This is a genomic window from Roseburia sp. OF03-24 (assembly GCF_003463035.1).
GTDB lineage: Bacteria > Bacillota > Clostridia > Lachnospirales > Lachnospiraceae > Roseburia > Roseburia rectibacter.
Map to the genome: position 1 here is coordinate 19,014 of NZ_QSCK01000017.1, position 21,675 is coordinate 40,688.

The 21,675-nt window shown below is 43.5% G+C and carries 19 protein-coding genes and 2 tRNA genes; 8 read left to right on the forward strand and 13 right to left on the reverse strand.

Annotated features, from left to right (window positions below; translation table 11 throughout):
* Positions 1–87: 87 nt before the first annotated feature.
* Positions 88–2,238, reverse strand: a complete 2,151-nt coding sequence (ftsH, locus tag DXA60_RS10110) for an ATP-dependent zinc metalloprotease FtsH (RefSeq protein ID WP_117921122.1) — start codon at positions 2,236–2,238, stop codon at positions 88–90.
* Between the two features lie 266 nt (positions 2,239–2,504).
* Here ftsH and DXA60_RS10115 point away from each other — a divergent pair, with 266 nt between their 5' ends.
* On the forward strand, positions 2,505–4,112 hold the full coding sequence (locus DXA60_RS10115; protein ID WP_117921123.1) for a CTP synthase: 1,608 nt from the start codon (positions 2,505–2,507) through the stop codon (positions 4,110–4,112).
* A 133-nt stretch (positions 4,113–4,245) separates the two neighbouring features.
* Here DXA60_RS10115 and DXA60_RS10120 read toward each other — a convergent pair whose 3' ends face one another.
* The 3 genes from DXA60_RS10120 to DXA60_RS10125 form a co-directional block, all read right to left on the reverse strand.
* A complete protein-coding gene (locus tag DXA60_RS10120; RefSeq protein ID WP_243006837.1) occupies positions 4,246–5,343 on the reverse strand; it encodes an N-acetylmuramoyl-L-alanine amidase in 1,098 nt (365 codons plus the stop codon).
* A 40-nt stretch (positions 5,344–5,383) separates the two neighbouring features.
* On the reverse strand, positions 5,384–5,557 hold the full coding sequence (locus tag DXA60_RS18870; protein ID WP_015521421.1) for a DUF6472 family protein: 174 nt from the start codon (positions 5,555–5,557) through the stop codon (positions 5,384–5,386).
* 80 nt (positions 5,558–5,637) lie between these two features.
* Entirely contained in the window at positions 5,638–6,021 is a 384-nt protein-coding gene (locus tag DXA60_RS10125) for a hypothetical protein (protein ID WP_015560933.1), read from the reverse strand.
* 149 nt (positions 6,022–6,170) lie between these two features.
* Here DXA60_RS10125 and DXA60_RS10130 point away from each other — a divergent pair, with 149 nt between their 5' ends.
* Positions 6,171–6,359, forward strand: a complete 189-nt coding sequence (locus DXA60_RS10130) for a DUF4250 domain-containing protein (RefSeq protein WP_015521422.1) — start codon at positions 6,171–6,173, stop codon at positions 6,357–6,359.
* Between the two features lie 3 nt (positions 6,360–6,362).
* Here DXA60_RS10130 and DXA60_RS10135 read toward each other — a convergent pair whose 3' ends face one another.
* The gene (locus DXA60_RS10135) at positions 6,363–6,938 is read right to left on the reverse strand and encodes a M48 family metallopeptidase (RefSeq protein ID WP_243006838.1); all 576 of its coding nucleotides are present in this window, start codon (positions 6,936–6,938) and stop codon (positions 6,363–6,365) included.
* 425 nt (positions 6,939–7,363) lie between these two features.
* Between DXA60_RS10135 and DXA60_RS10140 the strand changes: the two genes are divergently transcribed.
* Positions 7,364–7,621: a hypothetical protein gene (locus DXA60_RS10140; RefSeq protein WP_006858977.1), complete on the forward strand. Its 258-nt coding sequence runs from the start codon at positions 7,364–7,366 to the stop codon at positions 7,619–7,621.
* A gap of 4 nt (positions 7,622–7,625) precedes the next feature.
* On the opposite strand, the gene DXA60_RS10145 is transcribed toward DXA60_RS10140, so the two are convergent.
* The 3 genes from DXA60_RS10145 to DXA60_RS10155 are packed head-to-tail and all read right to left on the reverse strand — an operon-like array spanning position 7,626 to position 9,819.
* Complete coding sequence (locus DXA60_RS10145; RefSeq protein ID WP_173022940.1) at positions 7,626–8,543, reverse strand: SufB/SufD family protein; 918 nt, start codon at positions 8,541–8,543, stop codon at positions 7,626–7,628.
* Between the two features lie 29 nt (positions 8,544–8,572).
* Positions 8,573–9,295, reverse strand: a complete 723-nt coding sequence (locus tag DXA60_RS10150; RefSeq protein ID WP_006858976.1) for an ABC transporter ATP-binding protein — start codon at positions 9,293–9,295, stop codon at positions 8,573–8,575.
* 26 nt (positions 9,296–9,321) lie between these two features.
* Positions 9,322–9,819 (reverse strand): hypothetical protein, encoded by a 498-nt coding sequence (locus DXA60_RS10155; RefSeq protein ID WP_117921126.1) that lies wholly within the window; start codon positions 9,817–9,819, stop codon positions 9,322–9,324.
* 344 nt (positions 9,820–10,163) lie between these two features.
* Between DXA60_RS10155 and DXA60_RS10165 the strand changes: the two genes are divergently transcribed.
* From DXA60_RS10165 to DXA60_RS10175, 3 genes are all read left to right on the forward strand, one after another.
* Positions 10,164–12,362, forward strand: a complete 2,199-nt coding sequence (locus DXA60_RS10165) for an amylo-alpha-1,6-glucosidase (RefSeq protein ID WP_243006839.1) — start codon at positions 10,164–10,166, stop codon at positions 12,360–12,362.
* A 557-nt stretch (positions 12,363–12,919) separates the two neighbouring features.
* Positions 12,920–12,992 (forward strand) — tRNA-Phe (locus DXA60_RS10170).
* A gap of 54 nt (positions 12,993–13,046) precedes the next feature.
* Positions 13,047–13,117 (forward strand) — tRNA-Gly (locus tag DXA60_RS10175).
* A 159-nt stretch (positions 13,118–13,276) separates the two neighbouring features.
* Here DXA60_RS10175 and DXA60_RS10180 read toward each other — a convergent pair.
* Positions 13,277–14,086 carry a hypothetical protein gene (locus tag DXA60_RS10180; protein ID WP_117921129.1) on the reverse strand — a complete coding sequence of 270 codons (810 nt, stop codon included), beginning with the start codon at positions 14,084–14,086 and terminating at the stop codon, positions 13,277–13,279.
* 350 nt (positions 14,087–14,436) lie between these two features.
* Here DXA60_RS10180 and DXA60_RS10185 point away from each other — a divergent pair, with 350 nt between their 5' ends.
* Both DXA60_RS10185 and DXA60_RS10190 read left to right on the forward strand, forming a co-directional pair.
* Positions 14,437–14,937 carry a TetR/AcrR family transcriptional regulator gene (locus tag DXA60_RS10185; RefSeq protein WP_243006840.1) on the forward strand — a complete coding sequence of 167 codons (501 nt, stop codon included), beginning with the start codon at positions 14,437–14,439 and terminating at the stop codon, positions 14,935–14,937.
* 158 nt (positions 14,938–15,095) lie between these two features.
* On the forward strand, positions 15,096–15,740 hold the full coding sequence (locus DXA60_RS10190; protein ID WP_117921130.1) for an extracellular solute-binding protein: 645 nt from the start codon (positions 15,096–15,098) through the stop codon (positions 15,738–15,740).
* Positions 15,741–15,811: 71 nt separating this feature from the next.
* Here DXA60_RS10190 and DXA60_RS10195 read toward each other — a convergent pair whose 3' ends face one another.
* The 4 genes from DXA60_RS10195 to DXA60_RS10215 form a co-directional block, all read right to left on the reverse strand.
* On the reverse strand, positions 15,812–17,587 hold the full coding sequence (locus tag DXA60_RS10195) for an alpha-amylase family glycosyl hydrolase (RefSeq protein WP_117921131.1): 1,776 nt from the start codon (positions 17,585–17,587) through the stop codon (positions 15,812–15,814).
* A gap of 338 nt (positions 17,588–17,925) precedes the next feature.
* Entirely contained in the window at positions 17,926–18,837 is a 912-nt protein-coding gene (locus tag DXA60_RS10205) for a sugar ABC transporter permease (RefSeq protein WP_117921132.1), read from the reverse strand.
* Positions 18,837–20,204 (reverse strand): carbohydrate ABC transporter permease, encoded by a 1,368-nt coding sequence (locus tag DXA60_RS10210; protein WP_117921157.1) that lies wholly within the window; start codon positions 20,202–20,204, stop codon positions 18,837–18,839. Before DXA60_RS10210 ends, DXA60_RS10205 begins: the two co-directional genes overlap by 1 nt.
* A 100-nt stretch (positions 20,205–20,304) precedes the next feature.
* Positions 20,305–21,642, reverse strand: coding sequence for an extracellular solute-binding protein (locus DXA60_RS10215; protein ID WP_117921158.1), 1,338 nt, complete (start codon positions 21,640–21,642; stop codon positions 20,305–20,307).
* Positions 21,643–21,675 lie beyond the last annotated feature (33 nt).

Sequence of the window (21,675 nt, forward strand, 5' to 3'; positions counted from 1 at the left end):
ATCGTTCTGTTTATACTTATCCTGCTGATATTTATCTTATTTTTCAGCTTTTATTTCTGATACTTCTTCAGCGAAGCCTCTGCTGCGTTATTTCTGGTGTTCCTCATGTGCTGCTGTCTGATCGTCTACGACCTGATCAATAAAACTGCCCTTTTCCAAGGATACAGTATTCTGATCTTCCGCTGCACGTGAAGTTTCTGCTTCTGCCTGCTTTTTTATTTCTGTCTGTCCTTCCGTTTTTGCATGTTCTTCTGTTTTCGCCTGCTCTAACGCATTTTTAGCATCCTCTGCCTGTTCGAAGAATGTTTTTTTCTCCTCTTCTTCCGGCTCCGGGATTCCTTTTAACTCGCGGAAAATCTTCATGAATTCTTTTCCGGTGATCGTCTCATGCTCGTAGAGATATTCTGAGATCTTGTCGAGAACCTCCCTGTTTTCTTCAAGCATGCGGTATGCTTCATCATAACTGCTGTTGATAATGGACAGTACTTCCTGATCGATCTGTGCAGCCGTCTCCTCACCGCAGATCAATCCTGCACGGTTATCTAAGTACTGGTTTTCAACTGTTGCAAGACACATCATGCCAAATTTATCAGACATACCGTACTGTGTGACCATAGCTCTTGCGATCGAGGTCGCACTCTCGATATCGTTGGCGGCACCGCTGGTCGCAGAACCAAATACAAGCATCTCTGCTGCACGGCCTGCCATATAAGTCGTGATCTTTGCAAGCAGTTCATCTTTGGTCTGTAAATATTTCTCTTCTTCCGGAGTCTGTAAGGTATATCCAAGTGCACCCATGGTACGCGGCACGATCGTGATCTTCTGTACCGGCTCGGTATTTTTCTGCAATGCCGTTACCATCGCATGTCCTACTTCATGATAAGATACGATCTTGCGCTCCTTGTCACTCATGATACGGTCTTTTTTCTCTTTTCCTCCGACTGCAACAAGCTCAAATGCATCAAATAAATCCGCCTGATTGACAAACTTTCTTCCATTTTTAACAGCATTGATCGCAGCCTCGTTGATCATATTTGCAAGATCAGATCCTACGAGTCCGGCCGTTGCCAGTGCAAGTGCATCAAGATCTACGGTCTCATCCATCATAACATCTTTGGAATGGACTTTTAATGTCTCTAAACGTCCTTTTAAGTCAGGTTTATCTACGATAATACGACGGTCAAAACGTCCCGGCCGAAGCAGCGCCTTATCAAGTACCTCCGGACGGTTTGTCGCTGCTAAGATCAGAAGTCCCTTCGATGTATCGAAACCATCCATCTCTGCCAGTAACTGGTTTAACGTCTGCTCACGCTCATCATTGCCGCCGTAACGGGTATCACGGCTCTTACCGATCGCATCGATCTCATCGATGAAAATGATACACGGTGCCTGTTTCTGTGCTTCTTTAAACAGGTCACGCACACGGGAAGCTCCGACACCGACAAACATCTCCACGAAATCCGATCCTGCCAGTGAGAAGAACGGAACCTTCGCCTCACCTGCCACCGCTTTTGCAAGCAATGTTTTACCAGTACCAGGAGGTCCTACTAAAAGCGCACCTTTCGGCAGCTTTGCACCGATCTCTGAATATTTCTTCGGATTGTGCAGGAAATCAACAACTTCCTGTAAGGACTCTTTCGCTTCATCCTGTCCTGCTACATCTTTAAAGGTAACACCTGTCTGCTTCTCGACATAAACTTTGGCATTGCTCTTGCCAACACCCATAGCACCGCCGCCCATACGTTTCATTAAAAAGCCGAGCAGTACCCAGATCAGTACTAATGGGATCAGATAACTTAAAATGCTGTAGATCCAGGTGGAAGTGTTATCCGGAATCACTCCATAGATCTCCACACCTTTTTCTTTCAAAAGCGGGATCAGATCTTCATCTGCCACACGTCCGCAGTAATAAGTCGGCTGATAAGGACTCTTATCCTTTGTGACCGGCGTGATATCGATCTCGTAAGAACCGATCTCTACGGATTTGACTTCTCCTGCCTCTACTTTTTCTAAAAATTCCGAATAAGAGATCTCCTGAGTGCTCATCTGTGAAAAACGGTTTGACACCATGCTCATGATAAACAACACGATGAGGGAAACCAGGACAAATGCCATGATGAGCTGTCCGTTATGGTTGTCCCTGCCGCCGTTACCGCCATTATTTCCACCGCCATTGCCGCCGTTATTGTTGTAATTGTTATTTCCATTATTGTAATTATTTGGTCCCTGATTATCCATAATCTATCCTTTCCAAACATCTGCGGCCTATGCCACATCTGGATTTTATCTGATATTCGTCAATATCTTCTTTATTATATTGAAAACCAAACGCAAAAGCAATACGCAGTTCATGAACTTTTGGTGTGATTTCTAAATTATTTCTAAATTCACTTTTATCTTTTTTAAGTTTTGCTGGATTTTGCGTAAACTTAGTTGTATACTATATGGGTTATTAAATACGTGAAATTTTTTTAATTTACTATAATTATGAGGAGGAAAACCCTATGCCTGTAAAATATGTCTTTGTCACCGGCGGTGTCGTTTCCGGTCTTGGTAAAGGTATCACGGCAGCTTCCCTTGGAAGATTATTAAAAGCACGTGGATACAAAGTAACCATGCAGAAATTCGATCCGTATATCAATATCGATCCCGGAACCATGAACCCGATCCAGCATGGTGAAGTCTTCGTTACCGATGACGGTGCAGAAACAGACTTGGACTTGGGACATTATGAACGTTTTATCGATGAAAGTTTAACAAAAAATTCCAACGTGACCACCGGTAAAGTTTACTGGTCTGTGCTCCAGAAAGAGCGCCGCGGTGATTTCGGTGGAGGTACCGTTCAGGTTATTCCGCATATTACAAATGAGATCAAGAGCCGTTTTTACCGCAATTTCACTTCCGATGAAACACATATCGCGATCATCGAGGTTGGTGGTACCGTAGGAGATATCGAAAGCCAGCCTTTCTTAGAGGCGATCCGTCAGTTCCAGCATGAGGTCGGACACGAAAATGCGATCCTGATCCATGTGACACTGATCCCTTATATCAAGGCTTCCGGTGAACTTAAGACGAAACCGACACAGGCAAGTGTAAAAGAACTTCAGGGAATGGGTATCCAGCCGGATATCATCGTCTGCCGTTCCGAACATGAACTTGACCAGAGTTTAAAAGACAAGATTGCCCTGTTCTGTAATGTTCCAAACGGCAATGTACTGCAGAATCTTGATGTTGAGTACCTTTACGAAGCACCTCTTGCCATGGAAAAAGAAAATCTTGCCAAGGTTGCATGTAAGGCTCTGCATTTAGACTGCCCGGAACCCGATTTAAAAGACTGGGAATCCATGGTAGACGCCCTGCGTCATCCGAACAAAGAAGTAAAGATCGCTTTAGTCGGAAAATATATCGCTCTGCATGATGCATATATCTCCGTAGTAGAGGCATTAAAACACGGCGGTATCGCTGAGCGCGCTACCATTGATCTTCACTGGATCGATTCTGAAACTTTAAATGACGACAATGCCAAAGAGCTGCTTGGCGATATGGCAGGCATCATTGTTCCGGGAGGATTTGGTTCCCGCGGTGTTGAAGGTATGATCTCCGCTGCAAAGTATGCCCGTGAAAACAATGTTCCATACCTTGGTCTCTGCCTTGGTATGCAGGTAGCCATCATTGAATTTGCAAGACATGTCTGTGGCTTCCATGATGCACACAGCGTTGAGCTTGATCCGAACACCACACATCCTGTCATCGCACTGATGCCGGATCAGAATGGTGTGGAAGATATCGGCGGTACTTTAAGACTTGGTTCTTATCCATGTGTATTAGATCCAACATCTAAAGCCCGCGAGCTTTACGGTTCCGAGGAAATTCACGAAAGACATCGTCATCGTTACGAGGTTAACAACGATTTCCGTGCAGCACTTACCGAAGGCGGCATGAAACTCTGTGGTACTTCCCCGGATGGAAGAATCGTAGAAATGATCGAGATTCCGGATCATCCGTGGTTCCTTGCAACACAGGCACATCCGGAGTTCAAATCCAGACCGAACCGTCCGCATCCGTTATTCAAAGGATTTGTAGAAGCTGCTGTAAAAAACAGTATGAAATAAATTTGACACATGAAAAAGAAAAGCTGGCTTACCGGTCATTCCGGCAGTCAGCTTTTCTTTTTTATTATCTTAAGATCTTGTAACCATTCTACAACTGTTCACACATCCATGTGACCCGTACACATTCCTCATTTTATTTTCCAAAATAAGCATCTACACCATCTGCGATTCCTGATGCGATCTTCTGCTGGTAATCGTCGGTTGCCATCTTAAGATCTTCCTCTGCATTGGTCATATACCCCATCTCAACGATCGTAACCGGAACCTGGCACCAGTTGATACCGCTCATCGTGTCTGTCTCCCAGACGCCTTCGCTCTTTGCCCCGGTTGCCACACACATGGAGTTAATAATGCAGTCAGAAAGTTTTCTCGAATTTTGATAAATATTTGAACAATATGGATTTGCCGCCGTCGGGCAGATCGTCATCGCACCGTTTGCTGCTGCATTGGTGCTTCCATTTGCATGGATTCGGATAAACGCTGCCGCATGATTATTATTGGCAACTGCCGCACGCTCGGAATTACTGATATTGACATCATTGGTCGTCCGGATCATCAACACCTGATAGCCGCGCGCCGTAAGTTCCTGCTGCAGCTTTAAAGATACCTGAAGTGTCAGTTCGTATTCCGCAAGCCCGCTCGCCACACCTGTTGTACCGGAAGCAACTTTCGCTTTTGTCTCAGATGCGCCTGGCCCGATCGGCTCTTTTTCGTTATTTCCTTTTGCCTGATGTCCGGCGTCGATCACAACGAGATTACCGGAAATGTTTGTCTGGGCTGTATCTGTCTGCGTGTTTTCCATCTCAGCAGACTGCTCTGTGCCAGTCTGGGGATTTCCAGCCTCAGCAGACTGCTCTGTGTCCGCAGTCTGTGATGATGCACTCTCCTGCTCCGAATCTGCTTCTCCCTTAATCACCTCTGTTGTAATGATTTCTTCTGTTTCCCGGGTCTCCGTTGGTGCCAGTTCTGCCGGCTCTGTTTCTTCCGTCTGCTCTGTTTCCTGTGTTTTTGTCTGTGCAGTTTCTGTCGCTTCTGTCAGGATCTGCTCTGTTGCAGTCTGTTCTCCCTGCCCTTGTATTTCTGTGACATTTTTCTCTTCAGCAGACACCTGGGCAGATCCGTTTTCATCCGCTTTGCTGCCACATCCCGTCATAAAAGACGCCCCCGCCAGTGTCGTACATAACAATAACGCCAGTAATCTTTTCTTCTTTTTTATATTGCCCAAACTCATATATTTCTCCATTCTTTTTGCTTATTATCTGTCTGTAACATTACATCTGATGCCTTACCACCGCATACTCATCATCCAGCTGGTAGTACGGACACTCTTTATAATGTCCCTGCATCAGGCGCGCAGCATCATCCTCGTCCATGTCCACTTCGCAGTAATATTCCTCATCATCTTCATCGTATACATTGTATACACAACTGTCACAGCTCGCCATAACATCCTCCAATTCTTATTGCCGTATTTTCCATATCCTGTCTGCTGCTTATCTTTCACTTCCGACTCTTCCGCAGAACATTATCTCCACGTTGAGATCACTTCGTCATAAAGCTGTTCTAAAAATTCTTTCAAAAGTGTGCGCTGGGTATCCCAGTATTTCTCAGTGATCTCGTCTCCGTCCGGTGTGTTTTCCGTCACATCCATAACTGCATCTAAGATCTCCGGGTTCAGATCATCCATCGCCTCCTGCACGGCAGCCTCAAAATCACAATACGCCTCACTGGTCAGGTATAGGATGAAATTCTCGCGGTTTAAATTTCTTGCCTCATAACTTCCGGTAAAAATATCATTTCCCACCGATGCGATCTGTTCGAACTCTTCCTTTACCGTTGTATAGTCAACCGGGCAGTAACTCTCCGTAAAAAATTTATCAAACACTTCTTTGTCAATCTTTTGTTCCATGCTGTTATCGTCTCCTTGCATTTTTTGCGTTCCCATGTTATTTTAGCATAGAAACCGTTCACAGAAAAGACCGCATATCTGCGGTAATCATGGGCAACCCACTACACGGGCAAACCGTTTACCATAATATAGAAGAAACGAGGTTTATTATGACTGAATATCAAAATCTTCCAAACGATCCTGCTATGCTTTTAAGTTTCGTCAATACACAGCTCCGCGACAATTATCCGTCTTTTTCTGAGCTTGTTGCCGCATTTCATGCAGATGCCGATGCGATCACTGAAAAATTAAAAATGATCGATTACGAATATGACGAAACCCAAAATCAGTTTGTATAACATTTATTCCGGTACTTCATCATTCAGATATTTTCTGACACGCTTCCAATTCGGATAAAACTGTGTCATATAGCCCCAGAACACGGCATTATGACTCGGTTCTAAAATATGTGTCAGTTCATGCACAACCACATACTCCAGACACTCCGGCGGCTTTTTCGCCAGTGCGAGATTGATATTGATGTGGTGTGTTCTCACATTGCAGGAACCCCAGCGTGTTTTCATCTGGCGTATCGTAACACCGGATGCCTTTACGCCCATGACGGGTTCCCATTTTGCAATCAATTTTTCCACGTCTCTTTTCAAAAGCAGTTTCTGCTGTTTTAATTCCGCTTCGCTTAATTGTCTTACCTCCCTGCGTCCCTCTTTCGCACGCAGATATTTTTCCCTGTAAACCCGGATCCAGTCGATCCGCTCCTTTGCAAAACGGTAAATCCGCTCGTCGCTCATCTGATGCGGCGCCGAAATGCGCACACTGCCATCCTCTTTACTGATACGCAGATACATATTTTTCATGCGTTTTTTCGTCACAATGATCGGGATCTCTTCTATCGTGAAACTGTATGTTTTTTCTCTCATATCCGGCCTTTCTGATAATTTTCTGAATTTTAATATGATTCGATTTTCAAAAAATGAAATCCACCTTTTGATAATCTAATCCCATAAATGAAGAAACCCCGGTAACATCACTGTTCCGGGGTTCCTCCGAGGAGTTTAGTTATGAAAATGTTAATCTATATAAAGGAAATTGCCTCGAAAGAATTGTCGGGATGTACAGCCTTTATTCTATACAACCTTGTTTAACAACCCGCCTGGGTAAGCGTTGTTAACTTCTTTCGATGGTTACAGTATACGGAAAAAATATGTCTTAAGTGTGACGATTTTCGAAAAGATTTATAAAAATCCTTATTTTTGTTTTTATATTTTATTTATAAATACAATTCTTTCCACATGATAATTTATGTTATAATAAAATCCTAATGTAACAGACAGGAGGACTTTATATGACCGAAACACCTTTATTTGAAAACCGGAGATACTGCGAAGAATGTCACTGTCTTCTTCCCACATCCTACGAGGGAACATTGTGTCCCCGCTGTTTAGAACAGGAACTTTTTCATCAGGTAAAAGAATATATTCAGACAAACAACGCCACCGCTTATGATGTTGCAACACATTTTCATCTGCCGCTCAGCCGCATTAAAGAATGGATTGATGACGGGATGATCGAATACAAAGACATTCCCGGCCACAAACTTTAAATGACTATTTCAAAAATCCATTGATAATCTGTTCTTCCGCTTCTTTTTCTGTAAGTCCAAGTGTCATCAGCTTGATCAGCTGCTCTCCGGCTATTTTTCCGATAGCAGCTTCATGGATCAGATTTGCGTCAATATTGTTGGCAGTCAGCTGCGGACTTGCAGTCACACAGGCGTTATCCATAATGATGGCATCACATTCACTGTGTCCTGCACAGGCTGCATTACCATTCATAACGGAGAAAAATTCCTGTTTTGATTCCCCTTTTGCAACAGAACGTGACACCAGATTCACACTGGAATTATCCCCGTTAATATCCACATGAAAATCTGTCTTCGCGTACTGTTTTCCGTGTGTCATGATCTTCTCATGAATTTCTAAAGATGCATTTTCTGCAAGATCACCTTTTGTCACACGGACTGTGGAATCAATCCCTTTGATCTGGGTCGTCTCCATCTCCATATGTGCACCCTCTTTTAAGTGCACAATGGTCTGCGGATTCATGATATTCTCTCCGTTGCCGTCACCCTCGCCGTAATGGCGCTCAATGTAGCGGACCTTTGCATTTTTTTCCAGATAAAACGTATGCACACCGTCATGTTTGGAAGTATCTACACCACAGTTATGGATCCCGCATCCTGCCACGATCGTGACATCTGCACCCTCACCGATATAAAAATCATTGTAAACACATTCCTGCATTCCACTTTCACTCAAAAGAACCGGAATGTGTACACTCTCATTGACCGTTCCCGGTTTGATGATAATATCGATTCCGTCCTTATCAGTCTTTGTTACAATATCAATATTTGCAGTTGTATTTCTTCCGAGTTTGGTTCCGTTGGCACGAATGTTATAGGCACCCTCCGGGATCTCGTGCAGTCCTGCCACCTGCTCTAATAAATTTTTCTGTATTAAATCCATTTTTATCCTCACTTCCTCATACTCATACATTACAGCTTGCTGGTCAGTGTCTCACAGGCCCCTGCTGTATGAAGCAGTTCCGGAAGTACTTCTTCCTTGGTTCCGATTGTCTTAACCTGTCCGTTTGCGATCACCACGATCTTATCTGCAATGTCTAAAATACGCTCCTGATGTGAAATGATAAGAATCGTTCCCTGAATCTCATCACGCATTTTTTCAAATACCCTGATCAGACTGTTAAAACTCCAGAGATCGATTCCCGCTTCAGGCTCATCAAAAATGGAAAGCTTTGTTCCGCGTGCCGTGATCATCGCGATCTCAATACGCTTTAACTCACCGCCGGAAAGACTGCCATTGATCTCACGGTCAATATACTCTCTCGCACACAGACCAACCTCCGATAAGATCTCACAGATCTCATTCACCGTCATCGTTCTTCCTGCTGCGATTGTGATCAGATCTTTGACTGTCAGTCCTTTAAAATGTACCGGCTGCTGAAATGCATAGCTGATGCCATGTTTTGCACGCTCGGTAATATCAAGTTCTGTAATATCCTCTCCATCTAAAATGATCTGACCGGATGTCGGCTTGATGATTCCGGCAATGATCTTTGCAAGTGTGGACTTTCCTCCACCGTTCGGTCCGGTGATCGCCACAAAATGCTCATCGATCGTAAGGCTGACATCTTTTAAGATCTCTTTGTTGTCCTGATTGTCCTCTACCTCATAAGTGATATTTCTTAACTCTAACATTTCTTCCTCCGTCTGCGTTTCGCCGCTTATCTTACCACGGAACGCGGATATTTTACCATAACTTCATCGAGCATCTCATCATCCGGCTCAAACTCATAACGCACAAGTCCTTTTTCGCCCTTTGCGATCAGCTCATACACCTTTGCCTCCGGGTCACCGGAAGTCAGATTTTTATATGCCAGATTCTTGTCATTTTCGTATTTGTATACGCTTCTGTCACCTCTTGGAGCAAATCCAAGTACATCATCCATCTGCACGCTGCCGATGGCTTTACGTTTGCTTTTTGCCTTGATCCGTGCGAAGCGGAACTCTCCATCATAATAGGTATATTCGTACTCTATATCCGAACGAAATGCCTGAAAATACCATACCAGTGCAAATGCGATTCCCGGGATCAGAAAAATAATCGGATTCACAAATGTAGCCAGCAAAAACATCAGGCAGGCAAGGATAAACCATGCTGTAGTTAACATTTTTTTGGAACCTGTTTTCTTTTTCGGAACGATCACTAATTTCTCATGCATATAATCTTCTCCTGTTTTCTTATATTTACCTGTTTTTTGACATACTCTTTTGGGCAGGCTGCCTTTTCCACCATCGTGGAACTGGTTCTATTTCACATACATCAGCATCTCTTTTGCAAGTCTGCCACAGGTCATACTTCTTATATTATCATGTAACAACTTGTCAGGCAAGGGCTGTCCCTCCATTCTCTGCATAAATACAGGAAATTTTATACATTTTTTATTTTTCTGTACATCGCACCTGTTATCGTGTAAAATAAAAGCAAATGGTTTTTTCGTAATTTTTCGCAGTTTTGCAACACATTTTTTACACACAATAACTTTTTATCATGGAGAATAAAAAAATGATCAATTATCACTATGAAAAAGATGCATTTTCCACATTTCAGGAAGGAATCCGCCGTGAATGGGCGCTGACCAACGGCATCGGCGGTTATGCCGGAAGTTCCCTCATCGGTGCTCACAACCGGACGCATCAGGGTTATCTGATCGCGAGTCTCCACCCGCCGATCGAGCGCTATCTTGTTTTTTCCAAGATCAATGAATCTCTGTCCGTATTTGCAGCAGAAAGCACTGGCAGTTCTGACGAAAAATTTCATCCCATTACGGACACGTTAAAAAAAGGATCTGTTCCAGCTGTATCTGCAGTGTATAACCTTGAGACTTCACAGCATAAGAAAAATGGCGAAACCTGTTACACACAGGGGCAGGAATATCTCGTCTCTTTTTCTTATGACGGAAGTGTTCACTACACATACCAGGCGGGCGATATCACGATGAAAAAACATATCTGCTTAAAACATGGTGCCAATGTGTGTGCCATTGCCTATGAAATCGAAAATAATGGTCCGGATGCTTCTCTCACACTGGTTCCGCTTTTTAATTTCCGTGAACACAGCGCATCCAGCCGCCCGGAAGATTTTCATTTTCGTACTTCCCTGATCGACAATTCACTCTGCCTGATCCCGGAAAGCCATCCTGATACTGCCATTTTGTTCCAGACCAGTGAAGGTATTTTTTCCGACCATACGCCTATGTTCGATATTGACATGCAGCTTCAGACCGAAGTCGATCTTGAGACGGACGGACTCGACTGTCATTATTGTCCACATGAAGTCACTGTTTTTCTTCCGGCGAAAAGCCACAAACAGATTTCCGTGCTCTGTTCCGTGATCGCTGCCGATGAAACATTTACAGATATCACGGCAGATACCGCTTTTGACATTTTAAAAGAACGGGAAAAGTATACAAAATCACTCTACGAAATGGCAGGTATCCACGATGATTTTGCAGATCGCCTGGTTCTCGCCGCGGATCAGTTTCTCTGTGACCGTGCTTCTACCGGCTATAAAACCGTGCTTGCCGGGCTTCCATGGTTTACGGATTGGGGCCGTGACACGATGATCGCATTTACCGGGCTGACGCTCTGCACCGGGCGCAGAAAAGATGCAGAGGAAATCCTTTTAACTTTTTCCAAATACATCCGTCACGGGATCGTGCCAAACATGTTCCCGGATGACAATGCCGCTCCGCTTTATAATACAGCGGACGCTTCCCTGTGGTATTTTTATGCGGTATGGCAGTATCTGCAGTATTATCCGGATACCGCTGCAAATGCTTTCGTACAGGAAAATATTTATCCTCATTTGAAGGAAATCATTTCCGCTTACAAAAACGGCACAGATTTCAGTATTTATATGGAGGAGGACGGGCTCATCCATGCTGGAAGCGGTCTTGACCAGATCACCTGGATGGACGTACGCGTCGGTGACTGGGTTGCCACCCCGCGCCACGGAAAACCGGTGGAGATCAATGCGCTCTGGTATAATGCGCTGAAGGTCATGGAGGAACTTGCCCGGCGGTATGAAGGTGGGGATGATGTTTTGGTTACTGGCGGTTATGCCACAAGTTCCGGCAGTGAGGTTTCTGTTGCTGGTGCTGCCACGGGGTTGGACAGTCATGTTATGACCTCTCACGACTACGCCGCACTTGCGGAACTTGTAAAAGCATCGTTCTGCAGGAAGTTCTGGTGGGAAGAAAAGGGCTGTCTTTACGATGTCGTGGACGGGGATGAGCCGGATGACCATCTTCGCCCAAACCAGATCTATGCGGTGTCACTGCCTTTTACCATGTTATCGAAGGAGCAGGAAGCAAAAATCGTCGCATTTGTCAAAAAATATCTTTATATAGGCTGCGGACTTCGCTCTCTCACCAGTGACCATGCGGACTATCACGGCATTTACTGTGGTTCCCTGCCAAAGCGTGATGCAGCTTACCACCAGGGTACGGCATGGGGATTTCTGCTCGGCGGTTTTCTGTCCGCTTACGCAAAAGTCCACGATCACTCGCCGGAATGTACCAAAGAGCTGCTTTCCCTGCTCGGGCCGGTGCGTCATCATCTGACCGACAACGGCTGCATCGGCTCGATCTCCGAAATCTTCGACGGGGATGCACCTCACAATCCAAGAGGATGCTATGCGCAGGCATGGAGCGTCGGCGAGACACTGCGTGCTTATATGCAGGATGTGCTGCCGTATATGTAACTTCCGTCCTGCTATCCTGCTATACGCATGATATACAAATGTACTGACATGCGTTACCGTATAATATAATCTCTCGACAGCAAGGTCAAAAAACATATCACTTTACAATTTAACAGATGCACACAATGGGTGAAACCTCGGTATTTAAATCTGGTTTCACCCATTTTTTCTAACTATTTAATGACTTTCTATTGATTTTGGGCGAAATCTTCCTTTTTCTACTCATTTCGCCCTGGTTTTTCCGATTCTGTGGGTTATTCTGATTGATTTCACCTCTATTTCACCCATTCTACCCCATATTGAAGTATATTCCCGTAAAAACCGGACGAAATCCCTTTGTAATGTGCAGTTTTCGCCCATTCTGTTTCAAACTAAACGAATTGGGTTTACGTTACTTTTATTTTTGTGCGCTGCGCTGGCAATGTGGCATATGCTTGCTCTAAAATGACCCGTCTATGTTTTCCTAATTATTGCGAAAATTCATATTATTAAAAAAATTTGCATTTTCTGCTTGACAGCAAAGCCATTTTCCTTTAAAATAAGTTTTGTTGTGAGACGCCCAGTTAGCTCAGTTGGTAGAGCAGAGGACTGAAAATCCTCGTGTCTCTGGTTCGATTCCGGAACTGGGCATTAGAGCAGAAACAACAGTTTCTGCTCGGCAGTATTCAATTTCATACATCTTATGCGGGTGTAGTTCAATGGTAGAACACCAGCCTTCCAAGCTGGATACGTGGGTTCGATTCCCATCACCCGCTCTCTGTTACAGGTATTAAAACTGAGTTCCGATGGAACTCAGTTTTTTTAGTATCTGTTATGAGGTGGGGGATTGCACCTGCTTTTCCGTTTTTACTTGAACAGCCCAACCAGTTTCTCCCAAAACGTTTCTTTTTTCTCTTCCGTGACAGTCTCTTCCTTTACTTCCTCTTTCTGGATTGCCGGTGTCTTAATGACAAACAGCACTGATTCAATGTTTGTATTTTTTCTGATACGAAGGATACTGTCTCCACATCTTTTCCTGTCATATCATCAATCGTATCCGAAATCTTATCTGAGATCTTTGTATCAAGATCCGCTGTCTCCGACTGGAATTCATCGGTGCCGTCACTCAGCTCTTTTGTGCCTTCCTTCATTTCTTTTGTTCCGTCCTTTAATGCTGCCGCTCCCTCTGCTAATGATTTGCTGCCGTTTTGCAATGTAAGCGTGTTGTCTGCAAGCTGTCCGGCTCCGCTCTGCAATGAAAGTGCTCCGTTTAAAAGACTCTCTGTTCCCGCAGAAAGTGTTCCTGCGCCATCTTTTAAACTCTGTGTTCCTTTTACCAGTTCCTGTGTTCCCTGATACAATGTGGCTGTTCCGTCTGCAAGATCTTTTGCGCCGCCTGTGATGCTTGCATAACCGGTTGTGATTTTATTTACAGCACTTGTGTAATCATTGATTCCGGTATTTCCGGTCGCTGCACACTGATACAGTGCGTTGGCTTCCTGATCGCCGTTTGCCGCAAGTTCACCAATCTTTGCCGTTACCGTATCATCTAACCAGGTCACATCTGTCACACCGTCGATTTCTCCTAACTTTTCCTTATAGGAAAGCGCCTCCGGCAGATAAGAGATCATATCATAGTTGACTGATACGAACTTCTGCGCCATCGCACAAATGACTGCTATTCCAATGAATACTGCAAAAATGATTTTACGATGACGGATCACCAATTCATAAAACTTTTCCACATGCTTTCTCCTTTTTCAAAAAACCTTTCAAACGTTTTCTACTGCTCTCCCTGTATCCTTTTTTCTGATCCCTGCTTTTTCAGTAGATTTTCATTTGTTTTATTTCTGACGATTGTTTTATAATTGACAACTGTTCGTTTTCTGTATAATAATAACAAATCGTTTTTTTCAACGTACAATTGCAATGTATATGATAGTTATTTGACAAAAACAGAATAATTGTCTTTTATTTTTCGAAAGGACGGAATAATTATGGAAGAAAAAACAGATTTAAGAATCCGAAAACCCTACAAGGCACTGTGTGATGCCTTTGTAACTATTTTGGAGAAAAAAGATTTGACGATCTGACTGTGAATGAGCTTTGTGATGAGGCAACGATCCGGCGCGCCACGTTCTATAAACATTTTGCAGACAAGTATGATTTCTTTTCTTTTTTTATCCGCCAAAAGCAGGATCAGTTCATCTCACAGGCAAAAGAGGAAACTCCCCCCAACGGAATTTATGCTTACACGCTCTACCTTACCCAAAGGTCCATACTCTATTTTAAGGAGCACGAATCACTGATCCAGAATATTTTAAAAAGCGACATGTCCGCCTCACCGCTTGATATTTTTAATGAAGAAATACACTCTAACATCTTAAGTAATCTGAAAGAACACCAACAACGCAGCTGCACCTTTTCCGTATCCCCGGAACTTCTCGCCTCGTTTCTTTCCGGCGGCATTTTTTCCACGATCCGTAACTCCGTCTTGCAGCCGCAATTATTTAATACCGATACGATCATGGAAAATATGTCAAAAGTGCTGACCTGTTTAGAAACACTGACGGACCAGAGTACAGAAAATTTTTAGTTACTGCTCCCGCATATAGTGTAAACAGTAACATTTTTTAGAAAAACTTCACAAATTGGCACTTTTTTCATTTTTTTAAGTATGTTATGCTAGTAGAATGATACCGGTGGAGTAACTGGCAAAAATACATGACAAATATTTAGAATTGGAGAAATACCATGGAAAAAAAGACAGATTTTAAGGCACTTTCGAACAAGGCAAAAGTTCAGTATATCTGGGACTATTACAAACTGCATATTTTATTTGGAGGTGTCATTGCTGCGATCGTGATTGGTCTGGGATATCATTTTATCACTTACCGCAAGCCGGTACTCAGCGTCATCATGATCAATATCCAGACAGTCAGCGAGAATGCCGAAACTGCTTTCGACGAATTTTCTGATGCTGCCGGTTATGATAAAAAACAGCAGCCAATCGACGTTTCTGCAAATCTGCAGTTTTCCGATGATCCAAATGCAACAACGGACTACAACGACTACATGGTACTTTCCACGATGATCGGTGCCGGCGGCGAGGATCTGTTTTTCGGTACAGGAAGTGTTTACACCGATTATGCCGAAGAAGGTGCGCTGATGGATCTGCGCACCTATGTTTCGGATGATGTGTTAGAAAAATATAAAGATCATCTGATCTACTCCACCGATGATGGCGAGTCAGAGTCCTATCCATGTGCGATCGAACTGACCGATAATCGGTGGATCCAGAAATATGGCATTTATGACAGCTGCTACTTTGGTGTTTTCAGCCGCTCCGAGCAGAAAGATTACTATACGAAATTTGCGGATTTCCTGCTGAACTACTAATTGGATTGGCAGGCACATTACTGCCTGCTCTGTCCGTAATTTCTTAAATCTGCCCGGCACAGCCTGACATATTATTTCACTATCACCACCGAATATCCCGGCATTGTCAGTGTTCCATCCTGGAGCACTGCCTCTTCTGTGCCCGTCAGCAGTACACCGCCAACTGCAAGATCACCTCCGCTCTTTTCTCCAACTGCAACTCCGGATAAATCTACATCCGCACTCTCCGGAGCAAGATTGTAAACCAGAAGTATTTCCGAATCACCATATGTTTTCTTTATGACACATACCTTGTCATCCGAAATATTCTCCTCAAACTTTACTGTTCCACGGGCTATTTCCGGGTACTCATTGCGGAGTTTTATCGTCTGTTTTACAAACTGGTAAATAGAGTTTCCATCTTCCTCCTGTGTTTCGAGCGCACCGTATTTCATTTTTATGGCATCCATATCAGCAGGTCCCTTGCACATTCCATCGACTGCGCTATCTTCGCTCCAATACATCGGTGCACGCTTATTTTCATCCTTACCGGAACCCTTCATGCCCAGTTCCTCTCCATAATACAGAAAAGCACTTCCAGACATCAACAGATTCATTGCCTGTGCGATCTTTGTCTGTTTTTCACTGTCATCCCCAGAATAATAACCTGCGCCTCGTGCCATATCATGATTTGTGTAAAATGGTGCATCGATATAGCTGTCACTGTACTGGGAAAGATTATCCTGTAGATTTACCAACGCCTTTCCATAGGAAGATGCCGAACCATTTTTAAGCACGGAAGTGATCGTTCCGGTGCTGTCCGCAAAAGAAAAATCAAAACAGCTGTCAATACCACTCTCATAGTATTTTGCGTAGGTATTCTGATCCGTCCAGACCTCCGCCACGATATAGGCATCCTCTTTTTTCTCTTTTACCATGGAATGAAACCATGACAACACTTCCACATTTTTATCCACACTTCCGCTGTAATACTCTTTTGCCGCATCCAGGCGGAATCCGTCCACCCCCAGATCAAACCAGAAGTCTACGATCTTGTCAAATTCATCACGGACTGCCTGACTGCCAAGGTTTAAATCCGGCATCTCGCTCCAGAACTGCGCCTCATAATACCAGTCTGTACCATCGAGCTTACTGTAACCGCCCTGCATTTCCTTAGAAAAATTATAGTAATCCACATAAGGACACTCCGACGCATCCGGCTCTGCTCCCTCCGGCAGGTTTTTCAGGTAATCTGCTGCCGTTTTAAACCATTCATGCTGGGAGGAAGTATGGTTCATGACAAGATCGATAATGACATTGATTCCCCTCTCATGGCATGCCGCGATCAGATTTTTAAAATCGTCCATCGTACCGTATTCCGGGTCAATATCACAGTAATCCGTCACATCATATTTATGGTAGGTTGTCGATGGCATGACCGGCATCAGCCAGATTCCGTTACATCCAAGATCCGTATCTGTCGCCGGATCACCGTCATTGATATAATCTAACTTTTCTGTCAGACCATTCAGATCCCCGATGCCGTCCCCGTCGCTGTCAAAAAAGCTGTACACAAACACCTCATACCAGGTACGGTAATTATCATCAATGATCTGTTCATCCCCGGTATTGACTTCCTGCATCAGAGAAAGGGCGGTCACTCCCCCCTCCTTCGTGTCAGCATCTGCATTTTCATCCTGCCCGGCAGAAGCTATGGCTTGATCCGCAGAACTTTCCGTCGCCATTCCATTCGAATTATCCACAGCATTCCCTGATGAAGCTGTCCCATTTCCACATCCCCCTGCGGAAACTATCAACATACCGGCTAAAACAGCCGCAATGATTCTCTTTTTCATCTCAGTCCTCATTTCTGCGCATATATGCCTGCGCTTTTTCAATTATGTTAAAGTCACAATAGTACACCCAAGCTTCCTGATTGCACTATTTGACCTCAGCATCCTTCAATTACTCTATTAGAATAAAGAGTCGCTTGCGACTCTTTCGCGCTCGAGCGGTGCTGTTTACAGCTAACTTCTGCTCCGCAAGATGCGCATCCTGCCCGGAGGGCTTTTAAATTCATAGGACGCAATTTCCTATGAATTTAAAAAGAGAGCAGAAACAAACCGTCCCTGCTCTCCCGGCAGACTCCCCATCTGCCCAATGACACACCAAAATGTGCCCTCATATTCAATTTGTATCCTGTGGATCAGCCCTTGACAGCTCCGCTCATTCCTTCTACATAGAACTTCTGTGTCATTAAGAACAGAATTGCGATCGGGATCGATACGACAACTGCTCCTGCTGCGAAACAGGTATACCAGCTATCGATATACTCTTTCTCAAGCATCTTCCAAAGACCGATGGATACGGTGTAATACTGTGCATCTGCACGGCAGATAACTTTACCGAAAATAAAGTCAACCCACGGTCCCATAAAGGATGTTAAAATCGTATATACGATGATCGGCTTACTGAGCGGTACAGTAATCTTTGTAAATACATTCCATCTTGTCGCTCCATCGATAATCGCTGCCTCATCCAGCGATTTTGAGATTGTATCAAAAAATCCCTTCGCAACATAAAATCCTGCACCGGAACCGGCGGAGAACACGATGATAAGTGCTACACGGATCATTGCACCATCTGCTAAATTAAGTGCTCTTAAAATATAGTACACAGCGATCATGGACATGAAAGATGGAAACAGACCAATGATCATCGCAATATTCATAAACGGTTTTCTCATCTTAAATCGCATTCTTGACATACTGTATGCCACTGAAAGTACAAAGATGGTAGAAATGATGCAGGTAAAAATTGCGATCACAAAGGTATTCATAAACATCTTCGGAAAGTTTAAAATACTGGTGTCTGTAAATAATTTGATGTAATTATTAAATGTATAGGTTTTCGGGAAAAATGTACTTACATAAGAACCTTTCTCTCCACGGAAACTTGTAAGGATTACCCAGAAAATCGGGAGAACCCAGATAAATGCCAGTATTGCCAGGAAAATGTGAACAATCACATTTATCACTGTTTTACGGATTTTCGCCGTATTGGATGCACCACTTTTTTTCGCAGCCACTGCTGCTGTACTCGTATGTGTCGTGTTCATTACATGAATCCCTCCTCATCTTTATAGGATGCGGTATTGCGATATGTTACCAATGCTACGATCGCAAGTACAATAAATGTCATAATACCGATAACAGCACCTAAGTTATAATAGTTCTTATCAACCGTCAGCTTATACAGCCAGGTAACAAGAAGGTCTGTCTTTCCTGCCGTGGCATCCACCGGAGTAGGATTTCCACCTGACAGAAGGAAGATGACATTGAAGTTATTGATATTTCCCGTAAACTGTGTGATCAGGTACGGTGTCATAACGAATAACATGTAAGGCAATGTGATCTTAAAGAAAGTCTGTACAGCATTCGCTCCGTCGATCTTTGCTGCCTCATAAAGTTCACCCGGAATATTCTGTAAAATACCGGTTACCTGAAGTAACGTATACGGAATACCTACCCAGAGGTTAATAACAATAACCGTTACTCTTGCCCATGTTGCATTTGAAAAGAACGGTAATGCGGTATCGATCAGACCATATTTTATTAACAGCGTATTGACGATACCGGTCGGCTGTAACATGGTACGCATGATCAGCAATGATACGAACTGCGGTACTGCGATGGAAAGTACAAAACAGAATCTCCAGAATGCCTTTCCTTTTGTTTCCTTACGGTTGATGATGATCGCTAAGATCATACCGAGGATATAGTTTAATGCAGTTGCTAAGATCGCCCAGATCAGTGTCCATCCCAATACGGAATAAAACTGCTTGCCGATGCTGTCACCGAAGTTTAAAATCTTCTTGAAATTTGCCAGTCCCACCCAGTCAAATAATACCAGATGATCGTTGACTTTACTGTAGTTCGTGAACGCCATGGTAATGTTATAGATCAGTGGTAAGATCGTAAAAATTAAAATTCCCATAACCGGCGCTGCCAACAGTAATTTATATAAATTTTGATCTAACAAACTCTTGCAGTCTTCTTTAAAGTTGTTTAAGTGCTTTCCTGATTTTGCCAACACTTCCGATTTATAAGAGCTCTTTACGGACTCTCTCCAGACAATGATAAACATTGCTGTAATATAAACTGTTGCCACTCCATACAACAGAATCAGTGCTGACTGGTCACCTGCTGTATATTCATAAATACTCTTTTTTTCGTTCCATACTTTTTCCTGCTCTCTCCATCCAAGAGATGGCAGCATAGATAAATTATAAATTCCTGACTGAATCATGTACCAGATATATGCAGCTTCTACTGCAAGAAACATGATTCCCTTTCCAATTTGTTTATGTGCAATATTTCCTAAGCCCATAATTAACAGGGAAAGTTTTGTGATTATATTTCCTTTTGCCGCCGCATTTGTAACCGTGTACGGTGTTGAAAATTCTTTATTTTTTCCTTTTTTCATTCCAGCCTTTTTCACGTTATGGGCCTCCTTTAAATCTCAATGTAGAAACATCCAGGATGCCCGTCCGGGCACCCTGGGATTTCTATCAGAAGAAATCTTTTTACTGTGCAATGTCTGTGTTCATTGTTGTATTCATATCTTCTGTTTTCTCTGCTGCGTTATCAGCTGTGATCTCACCAGCGACCAGTGCTTTACCCATGTTCTCAGCCGGTGACCAGTAGTTGCTCATTTCGCTTACTAATGGCTGCATGATAGATGTATCTGTCATAACTTTTGTAACTGCCGTAGCAATTTCATCATCTGAGATTGCAATGTTTGTATTTGTAGGAAGGATATTTCTCATATCATAATGATCTTTCTGGGCATCTTCACCTGCAAGGTAAGCCGCTAAAGCCATGGAAACCTGCATATTCTCTGTATTTGGATTAACGCCGATTGCTTTAGATCCTATGAAGGATTTCATCTGACCCTCTGTTCCTCCGATATTTACAGTAGGAAGAGCTGCAACACCCATGTTATCGCCAAGAGCTTCTTTTACAGATTCTGCATCCCATGTACCTGAGAAAATGGCATTAACGCTGCCATCACGTAAACCGGCAATACCTGCTCCGTCTGCATCATTAATGAAGTTTGGATTCTTGCAAAGGTCTACAAGATACTCAGTAACTGCTGCTGCCTTGTCACCACTAAAATCGACACCTGCTGCTGCATCAGTACCATCACCAAATAATGTACATCCGTTTGCTACATAGAAAGCCTGAATATACCAGGAGTTAGATAATGGGAAAGAAACTTTTCCTTTTTCTAACATGGTATCAAAGCTCTTAATATCATCATCTGAAAATACACTCTTATCATAGTACATGAACCATGTATTTGATGTAAACGGGAATGCCACTACTGCATCATTGTAAGTAACAGATGCTGTAATAGAATCAGAGTTTGTTGTAGTTACATAGTCAAGATAGCTTCCTCCAAGCTCTGCTAATGCATTTGCAGATACCAGATCCGGGATGTTATCGTTTGCTAACATATATACATCTGCGGAGTTTTCAACATCCTGTGTAACCGTTGCTTTTGCATCACCCTCTGCACATACACCATAATTGAAAGTGATATCCCAGTTTGGATGAGCTGCGTTGAATGCGTCACACTCTTTTGCAAGCCAGCCTGTGTCCTGATCTTCCTGTGGACTCCATACTGTAATTGTACCGGACCATGGCTCATCTTCAGAATCTGCGGCTGCTGCCTCAGTACCTGCTGTCTCTACGGCTGCTGCCTCAGTACCTGCTGTCTCCTCTGCTGCTGCATCACTTGTTGTGCTGTTGTCTGCTGCTGCATCGCTTCCAGCATTGTTTGCGGCTTTGTTTCCGCATCCTGCTACCATGGTTGTCATCATAGCTGCTACCATTAATAATGACACTGCTTTCTTTTTCATTTTTTTCCTCTCCTTTTCTTTTTCCCAAAAAGT